This window comes from Shewanella sp. LC6, from assembly GCF_006385735.2.
Classification (GTDB): domain Bacteria; phylum Pseudomonadota; class Gammaproteobacteria; order Enterobacterales; family Shewanellaceae; genus Shewanella; species Shewanella xiamenensis.
Genome location: NZ_CP043903.1, coordinates 208,263 through 223,090, shown reverse-complemented (window position 1 = coordinate 223,090; position 14,828 = coordinate 208,263). Strand labels below are relative to the sequence as shown.

Sequence of the window (14,828 nt, the reverse complement as noted above, 5' to 3'; positions counted from 1 at the left end):
TTAGCAACATAATGAAAACACTTTATTTGGTGTTACTTACTTTAAAAAAGTCGCGAAGTTAATCATGTCTTTTTCATTGAGGATAAGCGGATTATTTTTTAATGTGCATTACCGCTAAACCAAGGCAGTGATAGTCAACATACTCATCAATCCCTTATCAGTCGATCATCGAAAATAATGAAGCAATTCGACATATTTTAGCGTTAGCAACAAACAAGTTAAGAACCATAAAACACTCCAATCCTGCTGCAGGACTTATTGTCGCATCATCTGTATCACACGCAGCATATATCTTAAACACACTCAAAACAGAGTTTAATGAAACAGCTCAGATAGTTACCTACAAAGAGGACGATCCCTCACCCAAGATAAATGAATTCAGAAACAGTACAACTAACTGGATCGTGAGTGTAGGCATGATAAGTGAGGGGACTGACATTCCTCGTCTGCAGGTTTGCTGCCACCTTAGTCGAGTAAAAACTGAGCTTTATTTTAGACAGGTTTTAGGTCGTATTTTACGTACTAATGATTCGTTTAATCAGCAAGCTTGGCTATACTCCTTTGCTGAACCAAAACTTGTAGAATTTACCAGTCGTATAGCAGAAGAAATATCTGATATCCCAGTGATATTTAGCGAGCCAATTGAGATAAAGCTCAAACAAGAGTTACCCGAACCCCATGATATGACAGTGAAAACGATGCCAACTACTAACAGCAATATTCTCAATATTGGTAGGTAAACAGACAAAATTGTATTCTGCAGAGATTCTCTCGGGGGAATATTTTGGCACCTCAACATCACTATCATTCGAGCTCTTAGGTGGTTTTCGAGAAAAAGTTGTCTCAACTTTTAACTCACCGTTTTAAAGTCAAAATTAGTGCGCCACTACATTTTAAAGCCGAAAATCCAAGGATAGGTTCGATTTTTTTATAGTATACAGTAAGGTTATGCGTACTTTTTTAAAAATTAATAAATCAACTGAAGTACAAAAATTATTCATTGTCTTTTTTAAAAGGCAATGTGTGCTGTAGTTCTATAATTTTATACTGATACTGCTGAATAGTGAGCGCGAGCTGGTTATGTTGGCCTGCCATTGCAGATAGTTGTTGCTTTAGATCTTCAGCTTGTATTCGGTATTTTTCTTTGAGCTTTATTTCTTTATTTAGGCGTTCTCTAAGGTTTATAATTTTCTCTTCATATAAGTTAGGTTTTTTTGTGTTACCATCTGATTTTAAGTGGTTTTCTTTGATTTTATTTACAATATCTTTGTAGTAATAGATTGAGCCACTTCCAAGCCCTGCTTCTTCTTCCACGGCCTTTATGGAAAGTTTTTGGGTGGGAGACACAACAGTTGGCTTACCTTGCAATATCCTTGAAAGAGCCTCTTCTATTTTTATTCGCGTTAGGGCAGATTTACTCATGATTTTCCCCGTGGCACAAAAATTTTTCAAATGGAATATCGAAATAATGCATTACTCGTTCGGTTGCTCTGATTTGAGTAATGTAATGGCTTTCTGCCGATGAGCTTAACTTATTAATTGATTCTAAGTATATTACTTGCTCAACAGCCCATTTATGTCTCTTAGACCAATTATTAGCCTTTTCCTCATCAATTAGCTGATTCTCACACTTGAAGCAACTAGCCGTTGAAGCAACTTTATCCATCCGGCATTCATATCCTGCTAAGCAATATGAGTGAAGCGTGCCAACCAATGTTAATCTACCTGCTTTTACTTGCTCATTAATCTCACTCCAAGTCTTCATATCTTTTGGGATAAGATTCCTTTCTCGCATAATTTCTTTACCACGTTTCCCATATAATTTTTCGTTGGTGTTATACCAACGATGCAAATTATCAGTAATCACTTCTTGAGTCACAGTGCGGATTAGTTGCTTAAGATCGGAGTCTGTATTAATACTGTGTAGGGAAGCAGCTGAACCGCCTTCTCCATACCAGTCGGAGGTTGGAATATCTAAGTGTTTGAATTGGTCTTTTACTGCGACGACAGAGCATAGATTATGACGCCTCACAAAGACAGCAAACGTCCTTCTAAATTGATGTGATGTTAATGGCCAAATTTTACCTACAGTTACCTTTTGATCTGCAAGGTAAGGATTACTGTTGGGATTTATGAGTTTGAACTCCTGCAAATCAGCTTCATTAACTATTGCACCAGCATCAGTTGCTATAGTTATGAAATGTGCACTCAGAAGTTTATCGTTCATTATTTTGGGTGGTTCATTTTTACGTGACTGTGATAACCATAGACAGGTTGCTTCGTAGTTTTTCATTGGGTCTGCACTACAGAACAGCTGCTCTCTCATATTGCGCGTAAGCGCTTCTGCTAAAGCGATGGCCTTTTCTGTCATAGGAGAGGTCACCCATTCGGTAACTTTTCCCCGACCTTGAACCATCTTATGAGTAGTAGATTGTAGGGAGTAAATGATTTTCCCATTGAATAATCTTTTTTTAAAGCTATCTGAGTGTAAACTGTATAGTTCACTCTTACGCATCCCTGTGAATGCCCCGCACACAATATAACAAGCAACTAAAATTTTTGATAACCAAGCTTTAAATCTTATCGAGTTTGAAACAATATATTTTTCTAATGTTGTATTTTTAAAGTATGAATTGACAATGGTGAAATAATGTTGTGGTTTATGCTTGTTAACTTCAACGCGATATTGGTTTGATTCTTTTTTTAACCAAAACAATACACCAGAATCTATTTTCTTATTTACAACTTTCCTTCCAATTTCATAGTTTTGCCTCATGTCAACAATTAATGCATTTAAAATCTCCTTGTGATTAAATAACTCTTCGACTATATTTATCGCTTCATTGTATATTTTTTCCATTATAGGTGTCGGTATGGCGTACATCTGATTTACTTTATTTTTAGCCACATCACTGAACTCACTTGCTAAATCGGCAGAACTTTGTTCTGTCGGTATTTCTAAAGAAAATGGAAGATGTTTTTTTGAACGTTCAACTTTTCTCAATGTGTTAAATATATGCTCTATATTTGCAAAGCTATAATTTTGTTCCATTAAGAAATGGCAAAACTCATAAAACAGAACTGGATGAGACAGCTGCGATATGCTCTCAATTTTACGCTTGTCTAGATACTTGTAGATCTGCATTAACTTACTGTGCAGAGCAATAATGCTTGATGGCTTTAGTGGCGTGATGCGTACTTTCCCTGCATGGGTGTAAAGCCATGAAAAGCATATCAATTTTATTTCATTAGCAAGGTGTTCTGATGAGATTTCTGTGAATATTAGCCTGCATTTATTGGCTATTTTTCTATCAATGTATGCTGAGAGATCCCATATGTCATCACCAAAGACGCTCTTTGTAGCACCGGAATGTTCCCTTGATACAGGAATATCCCCTAATGTCTTAAAATTAAGTTCGTTATATAATAAGGTGACTTGCTTAAAACCATCTAAATTTTCATTAAGCACGTTATTGGGCAGTTCTAATAAAACTCTCATTTGCATTCCTAGAAATAATAGTTAATACCTTCTGGCCAAAGAGGGTGTCGTCCTTCTCTGCTAAGCTTCAGAGCAGATTTTCGTCGGATCATTGGATCGATTCGATGGATTGCAAAATCAATCTTTTCGATGAGGTCTCTAAAGTTCCTATTAAATTGATTGCTGTTTACGTGGTCAGATAGGGAGTCTTCTATGACTTGCTTGAAACTCATTAAGCACCAAATATCATCAACTTCTTCGATGATGACTTGATTTTGGCAACTAAAACACTTGAGAATATCAGAGCAAGCTAAGTGATCAACTTCTAGGTCTTTGGGACTGAAATTCATTTTTCTGCGGTACAGTTCAGCTTCATCCCCTAGGGGATCTTTACATCCAGAGCCTATAACTGTGGATTGTGGTTTTTTATTAAAGCATTCATATTTTCTCAGAAACTCTTCATAGGGAAGAACCTCGACTTCTAACTGACGTTTTGCATAGTTTTTTGATTCGGATATATCAGAACACTTTGTCGCAGCTTCAAGTGTATATACGGCAGCTTGTAATTGCTGTTTATTATCGATGGAATTGCCTATGGTGTAGTGTCGAGCTAGGGTTGTGGGAGTATTACCAAGGAGGGAGGATGTCCCAATTACATCACCAGTCAGAGCTAGATATCTACTGCTTCCTGAGGCCCTGAATTTTCTTGTCATTGGCTTAAGTGGTTTGCCGTAATCATCAATCAATGGGAAGTTCTTTAATAACCAATTTGCGGCATCGTTTAAATGCTGTGGCTCTAATGGCTGAATTCTTCCTCTGCTCACTTGGTAAAATAGGTGAGTGTTATCTGCTGAGACTATTTTGCTAAGTGTGAGTAACTTTTGAATAAAGTTGAGAGCATACTTAGGAACATGCTGCTCATTATTCTCACCTATCGAAATGGTTACATATTTGTTAGCTCTAGATTTTAAAACGCTTTGCGAATACACTAATTTTTGACTGATGTTACCATCGTTAAATTTTTTCATACTGAGCAGAGTGGTCGTATTTCCCCAAGTAAAGTACGACATCAAAAAATATCCCATTGAAAAGCATCTTGTTATTGCTCCTGTAACATCAACTTTTCTGCCATTTAGAACGATCAATGCAGTATAATCTCTAGGGTTAGCATGTAGGTGTTTTTCTGGACTAAGGGTAATTTGCTTGATTAATTGATTGAAAATTGGATGTATCGTTCTCAGTAATTTTTTTAGTTCATGATCTGAGTATGACTCTGTTGGGTTATCTTCTTTTCTAAATAGTCCATATGTAGAAAACCATTCATCTACTGGAAGGTCTAAAAGCTTCAGTAGACACTTGATTGAGCTATTGAGTTTTCGAGCTGTATTTACTCCAATAGTGCCTAAGCGCACTTTTTCTACTAGGTATTGCTCCCACGCGTGTGCGGCGAGCCCTGATTCGGGATCTAACCGCTTTGAGTCCACAAAATTTAGGTATATTGCTAAATCGACAGCATACCCAAATTTTGTTTTATCTCTCAGATCGTGAGTATTTGATATGGCGTTATACCAACGGTAGACCTGTTGGTCTCTATCCGCGTAAACTGCAGTGTGCATTTCTTTCTTTTTAGGGGATCCAAAATACCTAAAGCGGTTAAAATCAAATTTTTCAAAGCGAGCTATTCCAGTTTTTAATGTTAATATTAAGTCCTTTGCGTCCGCAGGATTAGTCATAGATAGCCTCTTCAAGAATTCTATCGAGTAGGCTTGTTGCATTTTTTACTGTTTGCTCTCTTTCAAGAAAATCGACATATTGCCATGTTGTCGATTCATTGTTGTGCCCCATCCACGCCATCATTTGCAGCACCGCATTTTTTTGAAGCCCGTGCTCTAAGAGTGACGATAATCTATAGGTACAGTATGTGGCTCTTAAATCATGGCTCTTATGCTTGAATGGAATGCCATGCTTTTCACGAATAGCCTGTCTTAACCTACGAAACGACTGATGAACGTTATTTGAACTGAATTTGGTGCCGTTTTTTGATACGAGCAAATAGTCAATCTGTTGTCCTCTAAGCCTTTCCTTTCGCCTGTTGGAATTGGCATAAGCATTTATCAAAGCTGAAAGTTTTGCTGGGATTTCAATTTTTCGTTGTTTGCCAAATTTTGTAGATACCCCATTTACAGGGCCGATAGATACTTCTGTATATGAGTGCATTGCAAGTTCATCCTGCGCAATGGATAAGGGAAAAGTACATGCTTCCTCAATCCGTAGTCCTGAATGGATCTGTAACAATTGGTGAATAATGAATTCAATTCCAAACAGGGATAGCTCTGAGCTAAAAAGTTGAAGATCTTCCCTTGTCAGAGGATTTAACGACTGAATATCTGACTTTTTGGGGATTTTAATGCGAAGGTCTGTGCTGGTTACTAAGTAGTGAGGACGCAAATGATTTAGCATGCCTTGGTTCCTTATTCGAATTAATTCATATTCGAAAGGCTTACTATCAGTGGAAGATTCAAGAAGGCGATTTGCAATACACCACTCATAAAAGTTAATTACATGAAGCATATAAAGCGAAGCTGTGGAGAATTGAATTTCCCCTGCGCGAGCTGCCATCACTAAATCATCATTTCTAAAACGATATGTAGGTTTTAAGTACTTAGATTTTGGGAAAATATCCCATTCAAGTTGCTCTCGTTCTAAGAATTTCCAATACCGCTTTAACGCTCTTACTGCCGAGTTTAAGTCTTTGGCATTACGCCCATTTGCCAAGTGATTCATCCATAAGTTGATTGGCATTATGTATTCGTATTTCGAGTTATAAAATGTCGGAAACCCCTTCAGCTTTATGGGGCGAATCTCATCTCTCTGAGGAAAAATTCGTGGTACCTCAAGAGCAGTGGAGTTTATAACTAACACCATGAAAATACCCTCACAAAGACTAAGTTCTTAGTGAGGGTAATTGAATTTTTCCAGAAGGGAAATATCTACAGTTTAGTTTTCCATAAAAAGATCTACATAGTACTACAATTTCCCGTTATCGTTTGGCCAGTGCGCTTCGGCGCATCCTGAACAAGCCTTTGTTGATGTAATGGGTGATCTCTTTTTTGGCACGCCTACGGTTGCGATAAATGCCGTTATAAGCCCACAAATCATTATCGCCGTATACAACGACCCAGCGACCACCACGGAAGTGCGGGACGATACCAAAGCAATCAGATACCCACTCAGGATTAGCCATTATTTATATACCGCGCTGATTATTGATTAGCAACCAATTGAAAAAATTTATACCCTAAAATACATCTAAACCGTTCTTTACTTAGTAACAACAAGTGTATGTTGTTGATCAACATCTGAAATATCATCTTCGTCAACATCCACACCCCAAGAGGTCACAATCTCATCTGTGATATCTCGCGATGTTGCCTGGGTTATCAACATCGAATAGCTCATGTGTTCAATCCTATGAACCAGTGCTCGCTCTAGAGATGGCTCAATTGTAATGATTGTTAGCTCGTTGGTGCTGCAGATTTCAAATGCTTCAAGCACTCTTGTTAGTGCCACTTGCGCATTTGGACAGCGATAATCTTTCAGGTCGATGATCATGCCATTAGCTCTAAAGTAGGGAAAACCTTAAGGTGTTGACACATGAGAGACCCAATGCGCTTATCGCTTCCTCGGACAATCTTGTGATCAGCTGTCGTGACGTTGTTTTTAAGCCAAAACTTATCACCCTTGTCGTCAATCGGTAAGTTAATATTTTTAAGGGCCTCAAATGATACAGTTGAACCGCTTACAATTGAGTCGAAAATAGACCTTCCAAGTAATCCTAAGCCGTTTGTGAACACCACTTTGGTAAACATTGCTGCATCGTGTTGTGTCTTAAAGTCCTGGCCATCGAGCATGTCGGTTGGGATTTGCGAAATTGCCTCCCGGAGAAATTCTTGGCACAGATTCAGCGACAGTTCGTATTGCTCCTGATCTATTAGATATTTGTCTGCCGTCGAAGCAGTAACACCGATAAACTTTAGAATCATCGATTTTAGTTGGTCAAATTTCCACATTGTTCCGCGATTTATTTTACCGTGAAGACCAATACGGTCTTTAAGAATTTTGCCGTTACCAATATTCAATTCAAGCAGTTCATTCAAAAGACTGGCAAACGGAGTGCGATTGTTAAAGTGATTCGAAATCGATTGGTTTGGTTTCTTGAGGGATACATGGTAATCACTGAATAACTGTCTAATTAACTTCGACGCAAACGGTGTTGATAGTGAGATGTCATCGATATGAATGAGCTTAAAGCTGACGGTGAAATCATTAAAATGATCTTTGTATTGTGCTAACAGCCATTTAATAAAAGTGGTTCGGCCTTGGCCGTCAGCAATAAATCTGTCAGCCGTTGCAGGAAGCTCCGCAGTGACCACGGACCGATTACCTATCTTCATTTCTTCTAAGACGGTCAACTCATTACAGAAGAAAGTCATATTCGGGAATACTGCCGCGTCGGTTTCCTGCCAGTACCGCTTTAGGGCGTTAACACGACCTGAGTCCACATCGCGCTGGCGTTTCAGTTGCTCGCTTAAAACGTCACTGTTGGCCTCTACGGGAAAGTGCTTGGCGAGCTCTTCGAAAGTAATCACGCCTTCGTATATCGTGACTCCGGCTTTATTGCTTAGGCCTTCTTTAGCCTTGAAAAGTGTCAGTGGCAAAAGTGTTGATTGATGTTCTGTTGTGGCCATCGGTTTAGCTCCATCGAAATTGATAGAGACATGATTTCACGAACCCGAGATCTGGCAAATTTTGCTGATTGAATGGGTTATTTCTGGGGCTTTAAAGCGGAAATTTGCGTGAATTGCGATGTGCGAGATCATCTAGTCATCTCTGATCAAGGCGACATTCACAATGAACAACCCTCAACAGCTCGTAGACATTTTCCAGTTCGATGCACAAGACCAAGAAAATTTAAAAGTAGTCTATGAGCAATTCAACCAAGGTGTTTCTGCGCTTCGCACACTCATTGAAAGTGAGCCGGTGGTGTTGCATTGTGGGCTCTCAGGGAAAGACAGTTCAGTCGTGGTGTTAATGGCAGTCGAATCCTATCGCCAATCCATTCAGGCTGGCTTAGTCGAGCCATCGAGACCTTTACTCGTCGTCACCGTGGATACGGGGGCTGAAGCCATCGCGCTTAAAATGTACGTCCATTATGTCCGTAAGCGATTACTGGAGTTTGGAAAGCAAATTGGGATTAATCTCTGCTACGACATTATTCAGCCGCCAATCAATGACCAGTATTTTATCAAGTATACTGGGGGGCAAAAACTGGTGCCTTCGGTTACACGTCACCAAGATTGCAGCATTATTCTCAAAGTAGACCCGTCCGAGCGCTACATTAAGCAAGCGATTAAAAAGTACAGTGAATGCAGCTGCTACAAACTGGTTAGCTGTGTAGGCAGTCGCATTGCCGAAAGTCATCACCGCGCAGGCAACATGAAGAAGCAGGGGCTTAGCTTGATTACGGCAGGCTCAATTCTGGCTGATATGGCACAGGTAGAAGCCGCTGGCTCCAAAATGTATAAGCTGGCGCCGATTAAACACTGGGAAACTGAACAGGTATTTGACCTGCTTCGGATAGCCGGTAGCAATCCCATTAAACGAGTCCCAGGTATCGTCATCGATACTTACCTGACTAACTTCGGTCTTCTGTTAGAGCTTTACGGCAATTACTCTCCACCAAAAGAAACGTAAAGAATGAGCCTAGACAAATTAATGGATTCCTGTGGGTGGATTCCTGTGGGAATCCTTTTTTTTGCCCCCGATTTCAGATAATAAGTGCGACATTCATGGAAAGGTGTAGAAGAGGAAGCCAACTGCTAAAAGTGGTACGCTCTTCTCGCCAAAGAAACAAGCAGTACTACCATGAATTATCAGCAGTTGACCGAAGGCAGAAGATACCAGATTTCTGCTCTTTTGGAACGGGGGATTTCAGTTTCTGAGATTGCTAAAACCGTTCAGTGCCATCGCTCCACGGTATATCGGGAGCTTAAACGTGGCAGCAAGGGCAGTCATTATTGCCCAAACGAAGCTCAGGTGTTATCACTCAAAAAACGCACATTAGCGCGTAAATACAGAATACCTCAGGAGCGTGTTGATTTTATCCGCCTCCTTTTAGAAGCGGATTGGAGTCCAGAGCAGATTTCCAGTGTATTAACTAAAGTCGGTGCCGCTGTCAGCTATGAGTGGATCTACCGATTTGTTGCGCAGGATAAACGCTCGGGTGGCAAGTTATATCGCCACTTGAGGCAAGGTCACAAGCGGTATCGTCGCGGTAAAAAAGAGAAAGCACCAGCGATCAAAAATGCGGTTTCTATCGATGATAGGCCAAGCATCGTTGACAGTAAGGAGCGATTTGGTGATTGGGAAATCGACACCGTATTAGGCAAGCACGGCACGGGGGCGATGGTGACTATTTTAGAGCGTAAAACACGATTTTACTTGGTGAAGAAAGTGCCATCCAAGTCAGCGGATGATGTCACTAGAGCAACCATAGAACTACTCATGCCTTACAAGGAGCATGTCCATACCATCACGGCAGATAACGGGAGAGAGTTTGCAGGCCATGAAACCATCGCAAAGGAGTTGGAGGCTGATGTTTACTTTGCCCACCCTTATAGTTCTTGGGAGCGTGGAGCCAATGAGAATGCTAACGGTCTTTTAAGGCAATATGTGAAGAAAGGAACCGACCTAACAACGGTAACAGACAGTGATATTGAATTCGCTTTATCGCGGATAAATTATCGACCGAAAAAGTGTTTAGATTTCAAGCAACCAGCGATTGTCTTTAAAGAAATGGTATTGGCTGCTTGATATTGGCGAGTGTCGCACTTCGCAGTTGAATTCGGGACCAATTAATCTAAATAAACACAAGCGGTTAGCGATGAATTCATCGATAATGCCCGCATGCAATTCAGTCATGATAATCTGCCGGATGATCCGGTGTTACTCAAACAAATTATTCTGCAACAGCAGCGGAAACTGCTGCTGTTGGAAGAAAGATTTCGTCTGGCCCAGCAAAAGCAGTTTGGCCAAAGCGCCGAGAGTCATCCCGGACAGGGCGAGCTGTTTAATGAGGTGGAAGTCGAGGCAGAAGCCCTCGAGCCCGAAGCTCAGCCTGCGGATGAGGCGCAAGCACTCAAGCACCGTAACAAGCCGGTGCGTAAACCACTTCCGGCCGAGTTGCCCCGGGAAGTGGTTATCCATGACATCAGCGATGCCGAGAAAATCTGCGCCTGCTGTGGCGGTGAGTTGCATCAAATGGGGAAAGAGAAGAGCGAGCAGCTCGAATTTATTCCTGCCCGGGTGAGAGTCATAGAGCGGGTGCGGCTCAAATACAGCTGCCGCACCTGTGACAAGCACGGCACTGAGGTGCAAATTAGCATAGCCCCCGTGCCCCCAAGCCCCATCCCCAAGAGCATGGCCACCGCCTCACTGCTCAGCCAAATCATCACCAGCAAGTACCAATATGGCTTGCCTTTGTATCGCCAGGAGAGCCTGTTCGCCCAATATGGTATCGAGCTGAGCCGCCAAACCATGGCCGACTGGATGCTCAAATGCGCTGAACTGCTGCAACCGCTGTACGATAAATTGCATACCGTTTTACTGCTACAACCGGTCATCCAAGCCGATGAAACCACGCTCAATGTGCTCAAGGAAGATAAAGCCATCTGTTATATGTGGCTGTATGCCAGCGGCAGCGACAGGCCCACTCCGCTGGCGATCCCCAATATCGTGCTCTACGACTACCAAGCCAGTCGCGCCGGACAATGTGCCGTGGATTTCTTGAATGGATATGATGGCTACCTACAAGTCGATGGCTACGCCGGTTACGGCCAAACTGCAGCAACCCTCGTCGGTTGCTGGGCCCACGCACGGCGCAAATTCAAAGAGGCGGAAATCGCCCAGCCCAAAGGCAAAACCGGCAAGGCAAACTGGGCACTGAATCATATCCAAAAACTCTACCGCATCGAAACCCTGAATAAGGACAGCAGTGCCGAGGTGCGCAGACAGCAAAGGCAATTGCACAGTCGGCCGTTACTCGATGAGTTGCATCGCTGGCTGGAAAAATCCCAACAGCATGTGCCACCCAAGAGCAGTCTGGGAAAGGCCATCGGCTACTGCCTGAATCAATGGCCCAATCTCACCCGCTATCTTGAAGACGGGCAGCTGAGTATCGACAACAATCGCGCCGAGCGGGCGATAAAGCCGTTCGTCGTCGGGCGCAAGAACTGGCTGTTTGCCAATACCGCCAAGGGTGCGGCCGCCAGCGCCATGCTGTACAGCATGATAGAAACCGCCAAGGCCAATGGGCTGGTGCCTTTCGACTACCTGATGCATTGCCTTGAGCAGCTATCCCTCAAGTCAGACAGTGTCGAACATCTGCTGCCCTGGAATGCAAAATTAGGCTAGGTGTAGATCGCCGGACGGATACGTTGGTTTGCGGTGACATTGCTTTGGTCTTCGTGTGGTCGATATCGTTAATCGCCAGATAAAGCTGATAATCATGGTGTTCGACCTTACCGCAATACTCCGTACCACGGTCAGTTAAAATGCGAAGCACAGGCAACTGGTGTGACTCGTAAAACGGCAGTACTTTGTCGTTCAGTAAGTCTGCTGCGGTGATCGGCGTTTTCGTGGTGTAGAGCTTGCAGTGCGCGACTTTGCTGTAAGTATCAACATAGGTTTGCTGGTATATACGCCCCACGCCCTTAAGGTTTCCGACATAAAACGTGTCTTGCGACCCCAGATAGCCAGGATGCGCGGTTTCAATCTCACCACAGGCTTCATCGTCGTGTTTTTTGCGCTCAAGTGCCGCAATCTGTTCATCGGTCAGCTCAATACCATCACGAGCAACTTTGGCTTCCAAGGCTTTCAAGCGCTTTTTAAAGTTCTCTAAATCATGTCGCAACCAGATTGAGCGGACGCCACTACCAGACACAAATACGCCTTTCTTGCGCAGTTCATTGCTGGTTCTGTGCTGGCCATGGGCCGGAAATTCAATCGCGTAATCCATCACTGCCTGTTCAACAGCTTCTTCGACACGGTTCTTGATATTTGGACTTCTACGGCTTTTTTCGATCAGCGCGTCAACACCGCCATCGTCTACTAATTCACGGTAGCGATAAAACGTATCACGAGACACACCCATGACTTTGCAGGCTCACTCTTAATTTGGTCTGTCGTGATTGGCAATTTATACCTGGATGATATACTGTGTTTATATACAGTTATGGGGTTCGTATGTCAGCAGTATACCTTGGTGATGCCAGTGTTTGGCCAAAACGTAAGATCCCGCTATATGGCGACCCGGTAAAAGCCGGGTTTCCTTCACCTGCGCAAGACTATGTCGAGCGCACACTCGATTTAAATGAACTGTGTATCCGCCACCCTAATGCGACCTTCTTTGTTCGTGTAGAGGGCGACTCCATGATTGAAGCCGGCATTTATGACGGCGATGTTTTAGTGGTAGACCGCTCTATTGATGCCGAGCATGGCGATATCGTGGTTGCTGCTGTTGGTGGTGAGTTTACGGTTAAAGAGTTTTGCACGCGCCCTTCACTGGCTTTACTGCCACGCAATCCGGCCTACAAACCGATACGGCCGCGTAATGGCGAAGAGCTAAGCATTTTTGGCGTGGTGACTAACGTTATCCGGCAAATGAAACGCAAATGAGCCAACCTATCTTCGCCTTGGTAGACTGCAATAACTTTTACGCCAGCTGCGAAAAGCTGTTCCGTCCAGACTTGGCTGATACACCTGTTGTTGTGCTGTCTAACAACGATGGATGTGTTGTCGCTCGCTCGAGAGAAGCTAAAAAGCTAGGCATTAAAATGGGCGTACCGGTATTTCAGGTGCGCGAGCTGATGCAAAAGCAGGGCGTAGTGGCCTTCTCATCTAACTACGCCCTTTATGCAGATATGTCGCAGCGGGTGATGAACACCTTGGAAAGCATGGCGCCCCGGGTTGAAGTGTATTCTATCGACGAGTCCTTTCTTGATTTGACCGGGGTAGATTTCAGCCAAAACCTGACGGAGTTTGGTTTAGCGGTGAGGCAGCGAGTGCAAAAGTATACCGGCATAACAGTATGTGTCGGCATAGCACCCACTAAAACCCTGGCAAAACTAGCGAACCATGCCGCCAAAACCTGGCCGAAAACCGCTGGTGTTGTCGATTTAACCAGTAAAGAGCGACAGCGAAAGCTGCTGGCTTTGCTACCTGTGGATGAAGTTTGGGGTATTGGCGGTAAGCTGACAAAACGTCTGCAGCAGTTAGGTATCGACACTGCGCTACAGCTGGCCGATGCTGACCCGAAATTTATCCGACAACATTTTTCGGTTGTGGTAGAGCGTACCTTGCGCGAGCTCAATGGCGAGTCGTGTATCGCATTGGAAGAAATAACGCCGACAAAAAAGCAGATTATCAGCAGCCGGGCTTTTGATGAACGCATCACCGATAAGCAGCAAATGCGCGAAGCCATCAGTGAATACATAAGCCGGGCCTGTAAAAAGCTTCGCCAGGAGCAGCAGGAAGCAAAATACTTAACCGTGTTTCTACGTACCAGCCCATTCAGCGATAAAGACGCACCTTACAGCGCCAGTAAAAGCGTCGAACTTGATAGCCCAACTAGCGATACCCGGGTTTTCCTTGCCAAAGCAATGCGGCTTTTAGACGGCCTTTGGCTGGAAGGATACCGCTACGCCAAAGCCGGCGTGATGTTGTCAGACTTTTACGACCCGGGCGTATATAAACCCGGGCTTTTTGATGAGCCGCTCATTAAAAAAGAATCAGACCAGCAGCTAATGCAGCTGATAGATAATTTAAACGCCAAACATGGCAAGACCATTTGGTTTGCCAGCCAAGGTACCAAACAGGACTGGAGCATGAAGCGTGAGCTGCTATCGCCGGCATACACAACCAACTGGCATGATTTACCGGTCGCGAAGTAAAGCAGCACAAAGTTAAATACAGCTGTGAAGCCATGCTCATTTAAACTTATAATTAAATTGTCATTACAGACCGGGACCAGGAAACTGGAGTAGTGATGCCGGAGCAACGTTCCCCCAGCCTGTTGTACGACCATAATAAAGTTTGATAAAAATTATGGGTGTCATGAACGGTAATACCGCTATTGTTTGATAATTTATCTGAGGACGAATTTCAGTTTCTCATAATTAAGTTTGATCATTTTCAAACTCACTTTTGGACATAAACGTGATAGACCCTTTGCTCTAATTTTGTCATTTCGGATTACCCAAAGTATGGCACCACCTCACAGCTTGCTGTCCAT

12 protein-coding genes and 2 pseudogenes are annotated in these 14,828 nt (G+C 43.1%); 6 read left to right on the top strand and 8 right to left on the bottom strand.

The genetic code is table 11. From position 1 onward, the window contains the following. Positions 1-143 precede the first annotated feature (143 nt). Positions 144-867, top strand: a pseudogene (locus FJD32_RS23585) (helicase-related protein); the annotation flags it as partial. Positions 868-993: 126 nt separating this feature from the next. On the opposite strand, the gene FJD32_RS23580 reads toward FJD32_RS23585, so the two are convergent. The 7 genes from FJD32_RS23580 to FJD32_RS23550 all read right to left on the bottom strand — a co-directional run bounded on the left by FJD32_RS23580 (position 994) and on the right by FJD32_RS23550 (position 8,226). Then, entirely contained in the window at positions 994-1,422 is a 429-nt protein-coding gene (locus tag FJD32_RS23580; protein ID WP_140906943.1) for a hypothetical protein, read from the bottom strand. Next, positions 1,415-3,499 carry an integrase gene (locus tag FJD32_RS23575; RefSeq protein ID WP_140906942.1) on the bottom strand — a complete coding sequence of 695 codons (2,085 nt, stop codon included), beginning with the start codon at positions 3,497-3,499 and terminating at the stop codon, positions 1,415-1,417. The genes FJD32_RS23580 and FJD32_RS23575 overlap by 8 nt, the downstream gene beginning before the upstream one ends. Positions 3,500-3,507: 8 nt before the next feature. Next, positions 3,508-5,211 (bottom strand): hypothetical protein, encoded by a 1,704-nt coding sequence (locus FJD32_RS23570; RefSeq protein WP_140906941.1) that lies wholly within the window; start codon positions 5,209-5,211, stop codon positions 3,508-3,510. Next, positions 5,204-6,403 (bottom strand): site-specific integrase, encoded by a 1,200-nt coding sequence (locus FJD32_RS23565; protein WP_140906940.1) that lies wholly within the window; start codon positions 6,401-6,403, stop codon positions 5,204-5,206. The genes FJD32_RS23570 and FJD32_RS23565 overlap by 8 nt, the downstream gene beginning before the upstream one ends. Before the next feature lie 115 nt (positions 6,404-6,518). Continuing rightward, a complete protein-coding gene (locus tag FJD32_RS23560) occupies positions 6,519-6,722 on the bottom strand; it encodes a hypothetical protein (protein ID WP_140906939.1) in 204 nt (67 codons plus the stop codon). 77 nt (positions 6,723-6,799) lie between these two features. After that, complete coding sequence (locus tag FJD32_RS23555) at positions 6,800-7,090, bottom strand: hypothetical protein (RefSeq protein ID WP_140906938.1); 291 nt, start codon at positions 7,088-7,090, stop codon at positions 6,800-6,802. After that, positions 7,087-8,226 (bottom strand): DGQHR domain-containing protein, encoded by a 1,140-nt coding sequence (locus tag FJD32_RS23550; RefSeq protein WP_140906937.1) that lies wholly within the window; start codon positions 8,224-8,226, stop codon positions 7,087-7,089. The genes FJD32_RS23555 and FJD32_RS23550 overlap by 4 nt, the downstream gene beginning before the upstream one ends. Positions 8,227-8,389: 163 nt before the next feature. On the opposite strand from FJD32_RS23550, the gene FJD32_RS23545 reads away from it, so the two are divergent. The 3 genes from FJD32_RS23545 (at position 8,390) to FJD32_RS23535 (ending at position 11,950) form a co-directional block, all read left to right on the top strand. Then, positions 8,390-9,232: a phosphoadenosine phosphosulfate reductase family protein gene (locus FJD32_RS23545; protein WP_240200037.1), complete on the top strand. Its 843-nt coding sequence runs from the start codon at positions 8,390-8,392 to the stop codon at positions 9,230-9,232. Positions 9,233-9,403: 171 nt separating this feature from the next. Beyond that, positions 9,404-10,351, top strand: a complete 948-nt coding sequence (locus FJD32_RS23540; protein ID WP_055647838.1) for an IS30 family transposase — start codon at positions 9,404-9,406, stop codon at positions 10,349-10,351. A gap of 93 nt (positions 10,352-10,444) precedes the next feature. Next, complete coding sequence (locus FJD32_RS23535; RefSeq protein WP_140906936.1) at positions 10,445-11,950, top strand: IS66 family transposase; 1,506 nt, start codon at positions 10,445-10,447, stop codon at positions 11,948-11,950. Positions 11,951-11,972: 22 nt separating this feature from the next. On the opposite strand, the pseudogene FJD32_RS23530 reads toward FJD32_RS23535, so the two are convergent. After that, a pseudogene (locus FJD32_RS23530) lies at positions 11,973-12,689 on the bottom strand (IS481 family transposase); the annotation flags it as partial. A gap of 92 nt (positions 12,690-12,781) precedes the next feature. On the opposite strand from FJD32_RS23530, the gene umuD reads away from it, so the two are divergent. Together umuD and umuC are read left to right on the top strand one after the other, a co-directional pair. After that, positions 12,782-13,213: a translesion error-prone DNA polymerase V autoproteolytic subunit gene (gene umuD, locus FJD32_RS23525; protein ID WP_140906935.1), complete on the top strand. Its 432-nt coding sequence runs from the start codon at positions 12,782-12,784 to the stop codon at positions 13,211-13,213. After that, the gene (gene umuC, locus FJD32_RS23520) at positions 13,210-14,487 is read left to right on the top strand and encodes a translesion error-prone DNA polymerase V subunit UmuC (protein WP_140906934.1); all 1,278 of its coding nucleotides are present in this window, start codon (positions 13,210-13,212) and stop codon (positions 14,485-14,487) included. Before umuD ends, umuC begins: the two co-directional genes overlap by 4 nt. The last annotated feature ends 341 nt before the right edge of the window (positions 14,488-14,828 follow it).

Bases quoted from the DNA above. Each gene is read 5' to 3' on its own strand.
- FJD32_RS23580 (WP_140906943.1), bottom strand. From the start codon at position 1,422: ATGAGTAAATCTGCCCTAACGCGAATAAAAATAGAAGAGGCTCTTTCA.
- FJD32_RS23575 (WP_140906942.1), bottom strand. From the start codon at position 3,499: ATGAGAGTTTTATTAGAACTGCCCAATAACGTGCTTAATGAAAATTTA.
- FJD32_RS23570 (WP_140906941.1), bottom strand. From the start codon at position 5,211: ATGACTAATCCTGCGGACGCAAAGGACTTAATATTAACATTAAAAACT.
- FJD32_RS23565 (WP_140906940.1), bottom strand. From the start codon at position 6,403: ATGGTGTTAGTTATAAACTCCACTGCTCTTGAGGTACCACGAATTTTT.
- FJD32_RS23560 (WP_140906939.1), bottom strand. From the start codon at position 6,722: ATGGCTAATCCTGAGTGGGTATCTGATTGCTTTGGTATCGTCCCGCAC.
- FJD32_RS23555 (WP_140906938.1), bottom strand. From the start codon at position 7,090: ATGATCATCGACCTGAAAGATTATCGCTGTCCAAATGCGCAAGTGGCA.
- FJD32_RS23550 (WP_140906937.1), bottom strand. From the start codon at position 8,226: ATGGCCACAACAGAACATCAATCAACACTTTTGCCACTGACACTTTTC.
- FJD32_RS23545 (WP_240200037.1), top strand. From the start codon at position 8,390: ATGAACAACCCTCAACAGCTCGTAGACATTTTCCAGTTCGATGCACAA.
- FJD32_RS23540 (WP_055647838.1), top strand. From the start codon at position 9,404: ATGAATTATCAGCAGTTGACCGAAGGCAGAAGATACCAGATTTCTGCT.
- FJD32_RS23535 (WP_140906936.1), top strand. From the start codon at position 10,445: ATGCAATTCAGTCATGATAATCTGCCGGATGATCCGGTGTTACTCAAA.
- umuD (WP_140906935.1), top strand. From the start codon at position 12,782: ATGTCAGCAGTATACCTTGGTGATGCCAGTGTTTGGCCAAAACGTAAG.
- umuC (WP_140906934.1), top strand. From the start codon at position 13,210: ATGAGCCAACCTATCTTCGCCTTGGTAGACTGCAATAACTTTTACGCC.